Here is an 18,316-nt window from a genome sequence, read left to right on the forward strand (position 1 = left end):
CAGGTACTAAGATCCCCGTGAAGCGTGACCTGCAACGGTTCTTGCGAGAGACGCTGAGCGGCGTCCTGGGAACCGATCTGGCCACCAGCTCCGAAAGCGTTGCCCTCGTGGAGCTGGGGCTCGACTCGATCAGCTGCGTCGTGTGGCTGCGCGAGGTCAACCGGACCTTCGGGCTTTCCCTCACGGTGGCCGAGGTATGCGGTCACCCCACTTTCGGCGAGCTGGCCGCCCTCATCCAGGGGGCCATGGGAGATCTGATGAGTGTCACGAGCCCTCGGTCTTCGGCTGCCCAGGTGGCGTCGTACCTGCGGCAGAGCCTTGCCGACGAGCTGGAGCTGGCGGAGCCGGACATCGACGACGACGCGCCGTTCGTCGAGCTGGGCCTGGACTCCATCACCGGCGTCACCTGGACCCGCAAGCTGAACACGCACTTCCAGCTGTCGCTCTCCGCGACGCAGGTCTACAGCCACCCGACGATCGCCGAACTGGCCGAGCACCTGGTGGGATGCCTGGGCGGCACGGGTGCGCCGACGGCGGTCGAGGAGGCCGCCGCACCGGTCCCCGCTCCTGCCGCGGAGCCGGAGGCCGTGCCCGAGGACGGCACCGGTGACGAGGAGCGCGCCGCGCTCGCCTCCTGGCTGCGTGCGAGCCTCGCCAAGGAACTGGAGCTGGACGAGGCCGACCTCGACGACGAGACGCCGTTCGTCGAGCTGGGCCTGGACTCCATCACCGGCGTCACCTGGACGCGCTCCATCAACACCCGCCTCCAGCTGTCGCTCTCGGCGACCACGGTGTACGGCCACCCGACCGTCGCCGCACTCGCCGCGTACCTCGCGGCCGAGCAGCGGGCGGCGCTCCCGGCCGAGCCGACGGTGGCGGACGTGCCGGTCGTCGAGGTGATCGTCGAGCCGGAGCCGGAGCCGGAGCCGGAGCCGGAGCCCGTACGTATATCCACGCCCCGCCCGGCCGTCGACCTCGTCGACATCGCCGTGGTCGGGATGTCCGGCGCCTTCCCCAAGGCGGAGAACCTGGACGAGTTCTGGCGGAACATCGTGGAGGGGCGCGACTGCGTCTCCGAGGTGCCCGCCTCGCGCTGGTCCGTCGAGACGTTCTACGACGAGCGGCCCGGCACGCCCGGCAAGTCGTACAGCAAGTGGATGGGCGTGCTGGAGCACGCCGACCGCTTCGACCCGCTGTTCTTCGGCATCTCGCCCGGCGAGGCGGAGTACATGGACCCGCAGCAGCGGGTCCTGCTCCAGGAGAGCTGGCGGTGTGTCGAGGAGGCCGGGTACAACCCCGAGGCGCTCTCCGGCACCCAGTGCGGCGTCTTCGTCGGCTGCTCGGTGAACGGCTACGGCGGACGGCTCGACGAGACCGAGCTGAGCGCCCACCAGAACCTCGGCAGCAACAGCGCGATCCTGGCCAGCCGGATCTCGTACACCCTCAACCTCAAGGGCCCCTGCCTGTCGATCGACACCTCGTGCTCGTCGTCGCTGGTGGCGATCGCCGCCGCGTGCGACAGCCTGGTGCTCGGCGACAGTGACACGGCACTGGCGGGCGGTGTCTGGGTCATCCCCGGCCCCGGCGTCCACGTGGCGATGAGCCAGCTGCGCGCGCTCTCCCCGGACGGCCGCTGCCACGCCTTCGACGAGGGCGCCAACGGCTTCGTCCCGGCGGAGGGCGTCGGGGTCCTGCTGCTCAAGCGGCTCGCCGACGCACAGGCCGACGGCGACCGCGTCCATGCCGTGATCAAGGGCTGGGGCGTCAACCAGGACGGCAAGTCCAACGGCATCACCGCCCCCAACGCCGAGGCGCAGACCCAGCTCCAGCGGCGGGTGCACGACCGGTTCGGCATCGACCCGGCGGACATCCGCCTCGTCGAGGCGCACGGCACGGGCACCGCCCTCGGCGACCCGGTGGAGATCGACGGCCTGGTCGGGAGTTTCGGCGCGCACACCGAGGAACGCGGTTACTGCGCGATCGGCTCGGTCAAGAGCAACATCGGCCACAGCGCCTGCGCCGCCGGAGTCGCCAGCACCCTCAAGGCCGTGCTCGCCCTCAAGCACCGGACGCTGCCGCCGACGATCCAGTACGACCGCCTCAACGCCCACATCGACTTGAGCGACACCCCGTTCTACGTCAACACCGAGGTACGTGACTGGCCCGAGCGCGACGCCAACGCCCGTATGGCAGCGGTGAGTTCGTTCGGCTACAGCGGCACCAACGCCCATCTCGTGGTTGCCGAGGCCCCGCCGGTCGCCGCGCGGGCCGACGAGCCGGGCGCCCGGCTGATCGCGCTGTCCGCGCGCACCGCCGACCAGCTCGACCGGCAGGCACGGCAGCTCCTCGCGCACCTGGACGCCGAGCCGGCGCAGAGCCTGCGCGCACTCAGCCACACGCTGCTGCTCGGCCGCAAGCACTTCCGCCACCGCCTCGCGCTGATCGCCACCGCGCCCGGCGACGTGGCCCGCGCCCTGCGCACCTGGCTGGAGACCGGCGCCGACCCGGCGGTCCGCACCGGCGACCGCAAGCCGGAGCGCGCGAGCGGCAACCGGTCGACCGTGCCCACGGGGACGGCCGACCGGCTGGACCGGCGCCACCTGGAGTCGCTGGCCGAGGAGTACGTACAGGGCCGCACCCCGTCGTTCGACGCGCTCTTCGAGTCGGGCCGCCCGGCCCGGACCTCACTGCCGACCTACCCGTTCGCGACCGACTCGTACTGGCTCGCGGGCCCCACCGCCGAACCGGCCCGCGACGCGGCCCCCGTGGCCGGCGAGCCGTTGTGGCTGGAGCCGCGCTGGGAGCCCGCGCGGCCGTCCGGCGCCGCTGTCGTCCCCGGCGAGCACACAGTGTGGCTCGTCGGACCGGGCATCGACGACACCCTCGCGGACGCGGTGCGCGACCGGCTGTCCGGCGCCACCGCCGTACGGACGCTCACGACCGGCGCCGACACCCTGGACGCGGACTATCTGCGGCTGACCCGCTCGCTCCTCGCCGATGTGCGGGGCCGTGGCGGCGCGCGCGAGGGTCTGCTCCAAGTGGTCGTGGCGGGATCGGGGGAGTCCCGCGTGCTCGCGGGCGTCTCCGGGCTGCTGCGTACGGCGAGCCTGGAGCACCCCCGGCTGCGCACGCAGTGCGTCGAGTACGCCGACCCGCTGTCGGCCGACGCCCTGGCCCGGCTCGTCCGTGAGTGCGCGGGCGACGCGTACGAGCCGGAGGTTCGCCAGGCCGATGGAGTGCGTTCCGTGCGCCGTCTGGCCGAAATTCCGGTCGTAGAGGGCGCGGTGAGCGCGCCTTGGCGAGCCGGTGGCGTGTATCTGATCACCGGTGGCCTCGGCGGGCTCGGCCTCGTCCTGGCCCGCGAGATCGCCGGAAGCATCGGCGAGGGCGCGCTCGTCCTCGTCGGCCGCTCCGCACCGGACGCGACCGCCCGCCGCACCCTCGCGGCCCTGGCCGAGCACGGTGCGACCGTCAGTTACGAGCGGGCCGACATCGCCGACCGCGGCGCCGTGGACGCGCTCGTCGGCGAGGTGGTCGCGCGCCATGGCGCGATCCACGGCATCGTGCACTGCGCGGGCGCGCTGCGGGACGGGCTGGTCGCCGGGAAGACGGACGACGACGTACGGGCCGTGCTCGCGCCCAAGGTCGCCGGGCTCGTCCACCTCGACGAAGCCACCCGGGACCAGCCGCTCGACCTGCTGCTCTCCTTCTCGTCCACGGTGGCCGCGCTCGGCAACCCCGGGCAGGCGGACTACGCCGCGGCCAACGGCTTCCTCGACGCCTACGCCGCCCACCGCAACGAACTGGCCGCACAGGGCCGCCGTTCCGGCCGCGCCGTCAGCATCGGCTGGCCGCTGTGGGCGGACGGCGGGATGCGTCTCGACGCGGCCGGGCTCGACCGGCTGGCGCGGCTCGGGGTCGCCCCGCTGGCCACCCGTGACGGCCTGCGCGCCCTGGACGCGGCCATCGCCTCGGGCCGGGAGCGGACGCTGGTCCTCTCCGGCGACCGCGAGCGACTCCTTGCACGGCTGTCGGCGCTGATCGCCACGGCATCGGAGCCGGAGTCCGAGCCGTCTTCGCCCAGTGGTCCGACGCCGTCGGCGTGGCAGGAACTGCTCGTCGCGGAGATGTCCGCCCAGCTCAAGGTCCCCGTCGAAGAGATCGACGCGGATGGTGAGTTGGGGGAGTACGGGTTCGATTCGATCAGTTTGACCGAGTTGGCGAACCGGTTGAACGAGCGACATGGTCTGGCGCTGGCCCCGACCGTCTTCTTCGAGTACGCCACCCCGCGCCGCCTGGCGGAGCACCTCGCGGGCCAGGGGCACACGGCTGCGGCCGCGTCCGCCTCCTCGGCCGCCGATGATCTTCTGGCGACTCAGGACGTTCTCGTATCCGAGATATCCGCCCAGCTCAACGTGCCCGTCGAAGAGATCGACGCGGATGGTGAGTTGGGGGAGTACGGGTTCGATTCGATCAGTTTGACCGAGTTGGCGAACCGGTTGAACGAGCGACACGGTCTGGCGCTGGCCCCGACCGTTTTCTTCGAGTACCGGACCGTCGGCAGCCTCGCGGCCCACCTCGTCGACGCGTACGCGCCGGAGCTGGCGCGCGTCCACGGCGAGCGGCGGACGGCGCCGAAGGCGGTGCCGACGCCGGAGCCCGTGCGGACGTCCGCGCCCGCCGCGCCGTCCGAGGACACCGCCCCCCAGCACACGGCCCCGACCGGCCCCGCCGAACCCATCGCGATCATCGGCATGAGCGGCAGCTTCCCCCAGGCGCCCGATCTCGCGGCCTTCTGGGGGAACCTGCGCGACGGCAGGGACTGCATCACCGAGATCCCCGAGGGCCGCTGGGACTGGCGGGCGATGCACGACGACCCGGCCACGCCCGCGAACAGGCGGCACGTGCGCTGGGGCGGCTTCCTCGACGCCGTCGACCGGTTCGACCCGCTCTTCTTCGGCATCTCGCCGCGCGAGGCCACCGCCATGGACCCGCAGCAGCGGCTGCTGCTCACCCATGTGTGGAACGCACTGGAGGACGCCGGCCTCGCGCCGTCGAGCCTGGCCGGCAGCGACACCGCCGTGCTCGTCGGCACCGCACCCAGCGGCTACGGCACCCTGGTGCTGAAGGAGCAGCAGGGCGAGGACGGGTACGCGGCCACCGGGGTCTCCGGTTCCGTCGGCCCCAACCGGGTCAGCTATCTGCTGGATCTGCACGGCCCGAGCGAGCCGGTCGAGACCGCCTGCTCCAGCTCGCTGGTCGCCCTGCACCGCGCGGTGGAACTGCTGCGCTCGGGGGCGAGCGGACTCGCCCTGGTCGGCGGTGTGAACACCATCGTCAGCCCCGATCTGCACATCAGCTACAGCCGGGCCGGAATGCTCAGCGAGGACGGCCGCTGCAAGACGTTCGCGGCCGGCGCCGACGGCTATGTGCGCGGCGAGGGCGTGGGCATCCTCGTCCTCAAGCCGCTCGCGGCGGCCGAGCGCGACGGCGACCGCATCCACGGCGTCATCCGCGCCACCGCCGAGAACCACGGCGGCCGGGCCCACTCGCTCACCGCCCCCAATCCGCAGGCGCAGGCCGAACTCCTCAAGTCCGCCTACCGCCAGGCCGGGATCGACCCGCGCACCGTGACGTACGTCGAGGCGCACGGCACCGGCACCGAGCTGGGCGACCCCGTCGAGCTCGGCGGTCTCAAGAGCGCGTTCGCCGCGCTCGCCGAGGAGACGCCGGACGGCCTGGGCGAGCCCGCCCGGTGCGGCATCGGCTCGGTCAAGAGCAACATCGGGCACCTCGAACTGGCCGCGGGCGTGGCCGGGGTGATCAAGACGCTGCTGCAGATGAAGCACGGTGAGCTGGTCGAGAGCCTGCACTGCGCGGAGCTCAACCCCTATCTGGACCTCGCCGATGGCCCCTTCCACGTCGTGCGCGAGCGGACGCCGTGGCGGCGGCTGCGGGACGCCGACGGCGTCAGCGTGCCGCGTCGCGCGGGTGTCAGCTCGTTCGGGTTCGGCGGGGTAAACGCCCACGTCGTACTTGAGGAGTACCGGGGCGGCGAGCCCCGGCGGGCGGCGGCCGGGAGCCGTCCGGCCCTGGTCGTGCTGTCGGCCCGTACGGACGAGCAGCTCACCGGCCGGGCCCGGGACCTGCTGGACCACTTGACGGTGCATCAGGCATCGGACGCCCAACTCCCTGCCCTCGCCCACACGTTGCAGACCGGCCGTGACGCGATGGAGGAGCGGCTCGCCGTGGCCGTCACCTCGGTGGCGGAACTGCGCGACCGGCTCGCCCACCTCCTGGACGGCAACACGGACGGCTGGCACCGGGGCTCCGCGCCCCGCCGCGCCCCGAAGGCCGCCGGGCGCGACACCGCACGGCTCGCCGCCTCGCACGCCTGGCTGGACACCCGGGACGACAGCCGCGTACTGGCCGAGTGGGTCACCGGGCACCCGGTGGACTGGCAGCGGCTGTACGGCTCGGACGCCCGCCCCCAGCGCCTCGGCCTGCCCACCTACCCCTTCTCCGACGAGCGCTACTGGGCGGGCCGCACCCGCCGCCAGGCCGCACCGGCGCACCCGCACCCGCTGCTGCACCGGGCCGCGTCCGACGACGCCGACGGGGCCGAAGCGTACGAGTCGCGCTTCGACGGCAGCGAGCCGTTCCTGCGCGACCACCGTGTCCAGGGCGGCCGGGTGCTGCCCGGGGCCGCGCACCTGGAGATGGCGTGCGCCGCGCTCGCCCGGGTGATCGGCCCGGAGCGTGCCGACCGCGTCCGGCTGTCCGACGTCGTGTGGCTGCGCCCCGCCCTGTGCGGGCCGGACGGTCTCGACCTGCGCGTCACCGTGCGGACAACGGCCGAGGGCGCGTACGAGTACACCATCCACGCCGTCGACCGCGACGGCGCGCGCACCTTGTGCAGCCAGGGCCGGGCGGGCGTGACCGGCGGCGCCGGGAGCCGTCCGCCGCTCCTGGCCGAACTGCGCGCGCAGTGCGCCGAGGCGGCCTTCACCGCCGACGACCTGTACGACCTGTACGGATACGTCGGCATGGAGTACGGCCCGGCCCACCGCTCCCTCGCGGGGCTCGGCGTGGGCACCGACGACGAAGGGCGGCCGCAGGTCCTGGCAGAGCTGCGTCTTCCGGCGGCGGCCGAGCCCGTGGACCGCTACCGGCTGCACCCCAGCATCGTCGACGGCGCCCTCCAGGCCACCATCGGCCTCGGTCTCACCGCCGCCGCGCGCGACGAGCGGGCCGGGCGGCCCGCGCTGCCCTTCGCCCTCCAGGGTCTGACTGCGGCGGGGGCGACTCCGGCGACGGCGTACGCCTGGATCCGCCACCAGGACGGCAGCCGCCCCGACGCCCCCTCCGCCAAGCTCGACGTGACCGTCCTCGACGAGCACGGCGAGGTGTGCGTGGAGCTGACCGGGCTGAGCGCCCGGGTGCTCCCGGGCGGCCCCGGCGAACGGCCCGCGCCCGCACCGGTTCCGCGGGCGGCGCCGGTGACACCGGTGGCCGCGTCCGCCGGCGCGCCCACCGCCGACCGCGCGCTGGAGTACATCCGCGAGCAGCTGGCGGCCGCGCTCGAAGTCGCCCCCGAGCGGCTGGACGTGGACACCCCGCTGGAGCACTACGGCATGGACTCCATGATGGCCATGGAGCTCACCCGCCACCTCGAAGGGCCGTTCGGACCGCTCTCCAAGACGCTGTTCTTCGAGGTCCGCACCATCAGGGCGCTGAGCGAGCACTTCCTGGCCGAGTACCCGGAGCAGGTGCGGGCGGCCCTCGGCGCGTCCGGCGCCGAACCGGTGACCGCGGCCCCCGCCTTGGTGGAGTCCACCGGCGCGTCCGGCGGCGAGCGGCGTGCCCCGCGTGCGCGCACCGACATCGCCATCGTGGGCGTGAGCGGGCGCTACCCGGAGGCCGAGGACCTCGACGCCTTCTGGCAGAACCTGCGCTCCGGCCGCGACTGCATCAGGGAGGTCCCGCGCGACCGCTGGGACCACCGGGAGCACCCGGGTGGGAAGTGGGGCGGCTTCCTCGACGGCGTCGACCGGTTCGACCCGCTGTTCTTCCACATCTCGCCGCGCGAGGCCGAGTACCTGGACCCGCAGGAGCGCCTGTTCCTCCAGTGCGTCCACCACACCCTGGAGGACGCCGGATACACCGGCGCGAACCTGGCCCCCGGCGGCAAGGTGGGGGTGTTCGTCGGGGTGATGTACGAGGAGTACCAGCTCCACGGCGCACAGGCGCAGGCGCGCGGGCAGCACGTCGCCCTGTCGGGCAGCCCCTCGTCCATCGCCAACCGCGTCTCGTACTTCTACGACTTCCACGGGCCGAGCATGGCCGTGGACACCATGTGCTCCTCGTCGCTGACCGCGATCCACCTCGCCTGCGAGGCGATCCGCAGCGGCAGTTGCGAGTCGGCGGTGGCGGGCGGCGTGAACGTCAGCGTCCACCCCAACAAGTATCTGATGCTCAGTCAGGGAAGGTTCACGGCGAGCGACGGCCGCTGCCGCAGCTTCGGCGAGGGCGGCGACGGCTATGTGCCCGGTGAGGGCGTCGGCGCGGTCCTGCTGAAGCCGCTGGACCGGGCGATCGCGGACGGCGACCACATCCACGCCGTCATCAAGGGAACCGCGCTCAACCACGGCGGCCGCACCCACGGCTTCTCCGTGCCGAGCCCGGCGGCGCAGGGCGAGGTCATCGCGGCTGCGCTGGCCGAGGCCGAGGTCTCCCCGGCCGAGCTGAGCTACCTCGAAGCCCACGGCACCGGCACCGCGCTCGGCGACCCGATCGAGATCGCGGGCCTGGCCAAGGCGTTCCGCACGGCCGGTGGCGGCGCGCTGCCGCAGAGCCTGGCGATCGGCTCGGTCAAGTCCAACATCGGCCACTGCGAGAGCGCGGCGGGCATCGCCGCGGTCACCAAGGTGCTGCTCCAGCTCAGGCACCGCGAGCTGGTGCCGAGCCTGCACTCGGCCGTGCCCAACCCGCACATCGACTTCGAGCGGACGCCGTTCCGGGTCCAGCAGCACCTGGAGCCGTGGCACCGCCCGACGCTCGTCGTCGGCGGCGAGGAGCGTGAACTGCCGCGCGTGGCCGGGGTGTCGAGCTTCGGCGCGGGCGGCTCCAACGCCCATGTGATCCTCGCCGAGTACGAGCCGGAGACCGCGCACCGCGAGGTGCCCGCCGACGGGCACCGGCCGGTGCCCGTCGTGCTGTCCGCGATGAGCGAGCAGCAGCTCGTCGAGCAGGCTCGCCGACTGCGGGCCCGCGCCGAGGAGCTGGACGATGCCGACCTGGTGGCCGTCGCCCGGACGCTCCAGACCGGCCGTGTCGCGCTCGACGAGCGGCTCGCCTTCACGGCGACCTCGATCGAGTCCCTGAAGGAGCACCTGGACGCCTTCGTCGCCGACCCCGCCGCGCCCGGAACCCGGCTGCGCGGGACCGTACGGCCCGACGGCGACGTGCCGCGCGAGACCGCCGAGACCGTGCGTGCCTGGTGGGAGCAGGGGCAGTACGACGAGGTCCTGGCCCGCTGGGTGCGTGGCCTCGCGGTCGACTGGGCGCCGCTGCACGGGACGGACGCGCCGGTGCGGCGCGTGAGCCTGCCGGGCTACCCGTTCGCCCGCGAGCGGTACTGGCTCGACACCGAGGACGCCGTGGCCGTACCGGCCCGGCCGCGCCACGACGAACTGCTGCTCCTGCGGCCGGTGTGGGAGGAGGCCGCCGCAGCGGACACGGGCACTGCCGAGGAGTACGCCGAGCACCACGTCGTCCTGATCGGCTCGCTGGACGCCGCCGTGCGGGACGCGTACGCGTCCGCGCTCGCCGGGACGACCGCCTTCGAGGTGGTGGAGCCGGGCGAGGGGCCGCTGGACGCCCGGTATCTGGACGTCACCCGGCGGGTGTTCGCCCGGACCCGTGAACTCCTGGCGGGCGGCCCGCGCCGGCCCGTGCTGCTCCAGGTGGTCCTGGTGGGCAGCGGCGGCGCCGAAGAGTGCTTCGGCGGCCTGACCGGTCTGCTGAAGACCGCCGAACTGGAGAACCCCCGGCTGCGCACCCAGTACCTCGACTGCCTGGACGGGGCCCCGGCCCCGGCCGTCGCCGCCCGCCTGCTCGCCGAGGCGCATCGCGCGGCCGAGCCCGAGGTGCGGTACCGGGACGGGCGGCGGTATGTGCGGCGCCTGGACGAAGTGGCGCCCGCGCGCCCGGCGGCGGCGCCGTGGCGCACCGGCGGCGTCTATCTGATCACCGGCGGCGCCGGGGCCCTCGGCCTCGTCACGGCGCGGGAGATCGCCGACGGCGTCGAGCACGCCACGGTCGTCCTCACCGGCCGCTCCCCGCTGGACGAGGAGCAGTCGCGCGCGCTCGACGCCCTGCGGGCGGCCGGGCTGCGCGTCGACCACCGGCGGGTCGACGTCACCGACCGCGCGGCGGTGGACGGGCTGATGGCCCACGTCGAAGCCACCCACGGGCCCCTCACCGGCATCGTGCACAGCGCCGGTGTGCTGAGCGACGGCCTCATCGTCCGCAAGACGCCCGAGGACCTGGCCCGCGTGCTGGCCCCCAAGGTGTCCGGCCTCGTCAACCTGGACGAGGCGAGCAAGGGCCACCCGCTGGAGCTCTTCCTCTGCTTCTCGTCCACCAGCGGCGCCTTCGGCAACCCCGGGCAGGCCGACTACGCGGCCGCCAACGCCTTCATGGACGCCTTCGCGTCCCACCGCGACCGCCTCGTCGGCGCCGGGCTGAGGCACGGCACGACGCTCTCGGTCAACTGGCCGCTCTGGGAGGACGGCGGCATGCGGGTCAACGACGCGACCAGGGAACAGCTCCGGCAGATGGACCTCGCGCCCCTGGACACCGACAGTGCCCTGCACGCCCTGCGGGTAGGGGCGGCCGCCCATGACAACGGCCTGGACGACGGCCGGCTGGTGGTCGTCGCGGGCGACCGCGAAGCCCTCCTGCCGAGGCTGACCAACCGTCACATGACTACTGGGGAAGAGGAACCGGTGCAGCAGGAGCAGCCCGTACAGGGCGCCGACCGCGCGCTCGTGGACCGTACCGTCCGCTATCTGCGGCAGCTGCTCGCGGGGGCGCTCAAGCTGGGCGTCGAGCGGCTCGACGCCGACACGGCGCTGGAGCGGTACGGCATGGACTCGGTCGTGGCGACCGATCTGATCGCCCGTTTGGAGGAGAGCTTCGGCCCGCTCTCGAAGACCCTGTTCTTCGAGATCCAGACGGTCCGCGCGCTGGCGGAGCACTTCGTGGCCGAGTACGAGGATGTGCTGCGGACGATGTTCGGCGAGCCCCGTGCGCCGCGCCCGGCGGTGAGCACCGCTCGGCCCGCCGAGCCCGTGCGCACGGCGGCGGCCGTCGCGGCCGTGGCCGAGCCGTCCCCGCGTCCCGTACCTGCGCCCCTGGACCAGGACGTCGCGATCATCGGGATCAGCGGGCGCTACCCGCAGGCCGCGGACCTGGACGCGTTCTGGGGGAACCTGCGGTCCGGCAAGGACAGCGTCACCGAGGTGCCGGCCGAGCGCTGGGACCACGACGCGCTGTTCGACACGGACCGGGACGCGCCCGGCCGCACCTACTGCCGCTGGGGCGGCTTCCTCGACGGGATCGACCGGTTCGACCCGCTGTTCTTCGGCATCTCGCCCCGCGAGGCCGAGGCGATGGACCCGCAGCAGCGGCTCTTCCTGGAGACGGTGTGGGAGCTCCTTGAGGGGGCCGGGGTCACCCAGGACACCATCGAGCGGCACTACGGCCGCCGGGTCGGGGTGTACGTCGGCTCGATGTACCAGATGTACCGGGCCGACGAGGCGGACGTGCCGCGCGCGGCACTGACCTCGGCGACCTCGTACAACATGATCGCCAACCGCGTCTCGTACTTCTTCGGACTCGAAGGCCCGAGCCTGGCCGTGGACAGCATGTGCTCGTCCTCGGCCCAGGCGATCCACCTCGCCTGCGCGGACCTGCTGCGCGGGGAGAGCGAGCTGGCGATCGCGGGCGGGGTGAACCTCACGGTCCACCCGGACAAGTACCTCGCGCTCTCCCAGGCGCAGCTCCTGGGCAGCCACCCGGGCAGCCGCAGCTTCCGCGACGGCGACGGGTACCTGCCCGCCGAGGCCGTCGGCGCGGTGCTGCTGAAGCCGCTGGCCGCCGCGCTGCGCGACGGCGACACCGTGCACGCGGTCGTCAAGGGCAGCGCCTCGCTGCACGGCGGCCGGGCCAACGGCTTCATGACGCCCAGCCACCGCACCCAGGTCGCCGTGATGCGGCGGGCGTTGGAGCGGGCCGGTGCGGCGCCCGAGTCGATCGGATACGTGGAGGCGGCGGCCAACGGGTCGGCGCTGGGTGACGCCGTCGAGTTCAGCGCGCTGCGCGAGGTCTTCGGCGCCGTGCCCGAGCCGGTCGCGCTCGGCTCGGTGAAGTCCAACCTCGGCCACCCCGAGGCGGCCTCCGGCATCGCCCAGCTGACCAAGGTGGTGCTCCAGCTGCGCCACCAGGAGCTCGCCCCGCTGGTCGAGGGCGGCACCGCCAACCCGAGCCTCGACTTCGAGGCCGCGCCCTTCGCGCTGTCCGAGCGGCTCGCGCCGTGGCAGCCGCGCCCGGCCGGAGGGCAGGGCGTCCGCCGCGGTCTCATCAACTCCGTGGGTGCGGGCGGCAGTTACGTCAGCCTGGTCGTCGAGGAGGCTCCGGCAACCGTCGCGCAACCGGCGACGGGTGACAGCGCCCCCCAGCTCGTCGTGGTCTCGGCCAAGGACCCCGAGCGGCTGCGCGACACGGCCCGACAGCTCCTCGACTTCGTCGACGGCGAGGCCACCATCGACCTCGGGGACCTCGCGTACACCCTCCAGACGGGGCGTGAGGCGCTGCCGGAGCGGTTCGCGGTCGTCGTCGGCTCGCGGGCCGAGCTGCGCGCCGCACTCGCCGGCCACCTCGGCGAGGCGGACGCCGCCGAGGCGCTCGGCGTGCAGGTCCACGCGGGCAGCGCCGAGGACGGCGCCAACCCGCTGACCGCCCTGCTCTCCGGTGCGCACGGTGAGGCGTTCGTCGCCGCGCTGGTCGCGGACGGCGACCTGGACCGGCTCGCCGGGCTGTGGACCGGCGGCGCCGAGGTCGACTGGCGGGCATTGCACGCGGACCGCCCGCGCAGGCGGATCGCCCTGCCGACCACGCCGTTCCGGCGGAAGCGGTACTGGATCGGCCGCACCTGGCAGCAGCCGAGCGAGGCCGTGGGCGCCCCGCAGCCGTCGGAGGTGCGGCAGGCGCCCGACGACCTGACCCGCTACCTCGCGGGCTTCTTCGCCGACGCCCTGGGCCTGGACGCGGGCGAACTGCCCGCCGACAAGGACCTGCACGGCTTCGGCGTGGACTCCATCCTCTGGTCGCGGCTCCAGCGCCGGGTCGAGGCCGACCTCGGCCTGCGCCTGTCCACCCGCGACCTGCTGGAGGGCGGCACCCTCGAACGCATCGCGGCCCGCCTCACCGAGCTCCGCGCCGCGACCGGCGCCGCCGAGCCCGCCACCGACCCGGCCCCCGGCCCGGGGCCGGACACCGAAGACCCCCGTGCCGCCAAGGCCCGGGCGCTGGAGCAGTTCCGGCAGGGGCACGTCAGCCTCGAAGATCTGAAGGCACTCATGAAGGAAGCACCGAGCGCGTGAACGAGGATCAGATACTGGCGGGCTTCAAGGCGGGCACCCTCTCCGCCGACGACGTTCTCGCCTTCTACGAAGAGCTCCAGCGGCACCCGGTCGAGCGCCCCCTCTCCGAGGGCCAGAAGGGCCTGTGGCTGCTGCACCGGCTGCGGCCCGACGCGGACGTCTACAACGTCCCGGTCTGCTTCCGCACCGACGCGCCCCTCGACGTCGACCGGCTGCGCCGGGCCTTCGCCCTGGTGGTGGCGGCCCACGGCCAGCTGTCGAGCGCGGTGACGGAGCGGGACGGCGTGCCGTACCTCGTCGCCCGCCCCGACCGGCCGGTCCACTTCCGCCACGAGCGGGTGGCGGGCCTGTCCGAGGACGCGCTGCTCGCCGAGGTGCGCCGGGCGGCGAAGACCCCGTTCGACCTCGCGGCGGACCCGCTGGCGCGGGCGTACGTCTACGAGACGGACACCCCCGGGACGGTCGTCCTGCTGGTCTTCCACCACCTCGTCTTCGACGGCGCCTCCACCCCGCTGTTCCTGCGGGACCTGGCGTCGGCGTACGAGGCTCTGGGGAGCGGCGCCGACTGGAGCCCGCCCGCGCCGGACGCGTACGACGAGTTCGTCCGACGGGAGCAGGCCTTCGTCGACGGGCCCGAGGGCGCGCGCCACCGCGCGTTCTGGCAGCGGACGCTCGCGGGCGACCTGCCCGTGCTCCGCCTCGGCGTCGAGCACGCCCCGGCCCCCGGCGCGCCGGTGCTGGGCCGGACCGCCTCGCTCGCGCTCTCCGGCGCGGCCGGCGAGCGGGTGCGCACCTGGTGCGCGGCGAGCGGAGTGCGGCCCGCCGTGCTCTTCCTCGCGGTGTACGAACTGCTGCTGCACCGCTACAGCGGCGAGCGGGACCTGATCGTCGGCGTGCCCTCGATGGGCCGCCCGGACCTCGCGTACGCCGACTCCGTGGGCTACTTCGTCAACATGGTGCCGGTGCGGTTCGGGCCGAGCGAGGACGTGCCGTTCCGCGACTACGTGCGCGAGCTCTCGTTGGTCCTTGCCGATGGACTCGATCACGCCGGATACCCGTTCCCGCGCATGGTGCGGGACCTGAACCTCCAGTCCGACCCGGAATCCTCCCCGGTCTTCCAGGTCTCCTACGTCTTCCAGAACCAGCGCATGATGCACGTCACCGACGAGGTGCTCGGCCTGGAGCTCGCGCGGTCGATGCGGTTCGTCGAAGGGATCTCGCAGGAGGGGGAGTTCAAGCTCCACCTGGAGGTCTTCGAGAACGCCGACGACTACGCGCTGCACCTGAAGTACGACGCCCAGCGCTTCGAGAACGCCGACGTCGAGCGGTTCCTCGGCCACTACCAGCGGCTCCTGGACTCGCTGCTCGACAGCCCCGAGCGGCCGCTGTCGGCCGCCTCGCACCTGTCGGACGAGGAGCGGCACCGGCTCCTTGTGGAGTGGAACGACACCCGGCGCCCCTACTCCGACGACAGCTCGCTGCCCGACCTGCTCGACGCCGCCGTGGCGCGCCACGGCGACCGCACCGCCGTGGTGTTCGGCGAGCGCTCCCTGACGTATGCCGAGCTCGCCGCGCGGATCGACGAGGTCGCCGCCGAGCTGCGCGGGCGCGGCGTCACCGCGGACACCGTGGTCGGCGTCTGCATGGAGCGGTCCGTGGAGATGGTGGTCGCCCTGTGGGCGGTCATGAAGGCGGGCGGCGCCTATCTGCCACTGGAGCCCGGCTACCCGGCCGACCGTCTCGCGTACATGATCGAGGACTCGGGCGCCCAACTGGTGCTCGGGCAGCGGCACATGAGGGGCGACGGCCTGTCCGCCGCCCGCGAGGTGCTGTACCTGGACCGAGAGGGCCGCGTCGAGGGCGGCGGGTCCGGGCGGGCCGTCGCGCCAGGCCGCGCCGCCACCGCGCGCAGCCTGGCGTACGTCATCTACACCTCCGGCTCCACCGGCCGCCCCAAGGGCGTCATGGTCGAGCACCGGGCGGCCGTGAACCGCATCGAGTGGATGCAGAACGCGTACCGCCTCGACGTGGACGACGTCGTGCTGCAGAAGACGCCGTTCAGCTTCGACGTGTCGGTGTGGGAGTTCGTCTGGCCGCTCCTCAACGGCGCCCGTCTGGTAGTCGCCGAGCCCGAGGGCCACAAGGACCCCGACTACCTGGTCTCGCTGATCCGCCGCACCGGTGTGACGACCCTGCACTTCGTGCCGTCCATGCTGCGCCTGATGGTGGAGAACGACGGCTGGGCGCGGTGCACCTCGGTGCGCCGGGTCTTCTGCAGCGGCGAGGCCCTGCCGCCCGAGCTGCCGCCGCGCCACTACGCGGTGCACCGCGCGCCGCTGCACAACCTGTACGGCCCGACCGAGGCGGCCATCGACGTCAGCCACTGGACGTGCCCGCCCGGCGAGGGGGCCCGCCCGGTCCCGATCGGCCGCCCCATCCAGAACATCCAGCTCCATGTGCTCGACGACTTCGGCCGCCTGGCGGCGGTCGGCTGCGCCGGAGAGCTGCACATCGCCGGGGACGGCCTGGCCCGGGGCTACCTCAACAACCCGGACCTGACCCGCGACCGGTTCGTGCCGAACCCGTTCGCCACGGTGCCCGGCGCCCGGATGTACCGCACCGGCGACCTCGTACGGCGCCTCGCGGACGGCACCCTGGAGTTCCTCGGCCGCATCGACAACCAGGTCAAGGTGCGCGGCTTCCGCATCGAGCTCGACGAGATCGAGTCCCGGCTCGGCGCCCACCCCGAGGTGCGCGCCTGCGCGGTGCTGGCCCGCGAGGACGATCCCGGCGATACCCGCCTGGTCGGCTATGTGGTGCTCGACCCGGGCTTCGACGAGACGCCCGGCCGCGACCACCACGCCGAGCTGCTCGCCCACCTCAAGGACGCGCTGCCCGACTACATGGTCCCCGGCGCCCTGGTCCGCCTCGACGCGCTGCCCGTCACCGCCAACGGCAAGCTCGACCGCAAGGCGCTGCCCGCCCCCGACGCCGGTGCGTACGCGGTGCGCGCCTACGTCGCCCCCCGCACCCCGGCCGAACATGCCCTGGTCGGGATCTGCGCCGAACTGCTCGGATTCGCGACGGACCGGATCAGCGTCGAGGACAACTTCTTCGCGCTGGGCGGGCATTCGCTGCTCATCCCCAAGCTCACCGCGCGGCTGACGGCCGCCGGGCTCCACTGCGACCTGCCCGCGGTCTTCGCGGCGGCCACGCTGGCGGAGCTCGCCGCGTCCGCGGACGGCGGCGGCGCGGCGGACACCTTCGTCGTCCCGGCCGCGCGCGTCCCCGAGGGCAGCACCGAGATCACGCCCGACATGCTGCCGCTGGTGGAGCTGACCGAGGACGAGCTGGCGGCGGTCGTCGCGGCCGTACCCGGCGGCGCCGCCAACCTCCAGGACGTCTACCCGCTGGCAGCCCTCCAGGAGGGCATGCTCTTCCACCACCTCAAGGAGAGCGGCCGCGACCCGTATGTGCTGTCCGGGGTGTTCTCCTTCGACAGCCGCGACCACCTGGACCGCTTCACCGATGCCCTGCGCGCGGTGATCGCCCGCCACGACGCGCTGCGCACCGCGATCCTCACCGACGGACTCCCGCAGCCCGTACAGGTCGTCGTCCGGCACGCCGAGCTCACGGTGGACGAGTTCACGGTCGCCCCCGGCAGCTCCGCGGCGGACGAGATCCAGCGGCTGCTGGCCGGTTCGCAGGCGATGCGCCTGGACCGGGCGCCGCTGATCCGGCTGCGCGCGGCCCGCGACCCGCACAGCGGGCAGTGGTACGCCCTGCTCAACCTGCACCACGTCATCGACGACGCCACCTCGCTCGGCTTCCTGTTCAAGGAGCTCGTGGCGCACATGACGGGCCGCGCCGCCGAGCTGGCCGCCCCCGAGCCGTACCGCAATTTCATCGCGCACGCCGCCCACCGGGCCAAGGCCCTGGACCCGGCGGCGTACTTCGGCGAGCGGCTCGGCGACGTCACCGAGCCGACCGTGCTCTTCGGCATGCACGACGTGCACGGCGACGGGCGCCGGGTCGCCGATCTGCGCAAGCCGCTCGACCCGGAGCTCGGCGAGCGGGTCCGCACCCGGGCCAAGGAGCTGCGGGTCAGCCCGGCGACGCTCTTCCACGCGGGCTGGGCGCTGGTCGTCGCGGCCTGCGCCGGGCGCGACGACGTGGTGTTCGGCACCGTGATGTCCGGGCGCCTCCAGGGCCCCCGGGGCATCGAGCGGATGCTCGGCAACTTCATCAACACCCTGCCGGTCCGGCTCGACCTCACCGGGCGCGACGTGCGCGAGCTGGTGGCCGAGACCGACCGCGCGCTGCGCGAGCTGGTGCGCCACGAGCAGACCCCGCTCGCCGTCGCCCACCGGCACAGCGACGTGCCCCGCGACACCCCGCTCTTCAACGCGATCTTCAACTTCCGTCATCTGGAGTCCGACGACCGCATCGACGAGGACGAGCTGGAGCGCGCCGGCGTCAAGTCGCTGGCCGGGGTGATCGAGCGCAGCAACTACCCGGTCGCGCTCTCGGTCGACGACCTGGGGCACTCGTTCTCCGTGGACGCGCAGATCGACCAGGCGCAGGACGCCGCCCTGGTCATCGCGTACCTGGAGGCCGCCATGACCGGGCTGCTCGGCGCGCTCGACGCC

At 73.6% G+C, this 18,316-nt stretch carries 1 protein-coding gene and 2 pseudogenes; all 3 read left to right on the forward strand.

What is annotated here, in order from left to right; all coding sequences use genetic code 11:
• Nucleotides 1-17: 17 nt before the first annotated feature.
• Nucleotides 18-13,667: an SDR family NAD(P)-dependent oxidoreductase gene (locus tag IE252_RS34705; RefSeq protein ID WP_229848982.1), complete on the forward strand. Its 13,650-nt coding sequence runs from the start codon at nt 18-20 to the stop codon at nt 13,665-13,667.
• A pseudogene (locus tag IE252_RS44550) lies at nt 13,664-15,088 on the forward strand (condensation domain-containing protein); the annotation flags it as partial. The gene IE252_RS34705 and the pseudogene IE252_RS44550, both read left to right, overlap by 4 nt.
• An 81-nt stretch (nt 15,089-15,169) precedes the next feature.
• Nucleotides 15,170-18,220: pseudogene (locus IE252_RS44555) on the forward strand (non-ribosomal peptide synthetase); the annotation flags it as partial.
• Nucleotides 18,221-18,316 lie beyond the last annotated feature (96 nt).

The organism is Streptomyces melanogenes (genome assembly GCF_014649795.1).
Lineage (GTDB): Bacteria > Actinomycetota > Actinomycetes > Streptomycetales > Streptomycetaceae > Streptomyces > Streptomyces noboritoensis.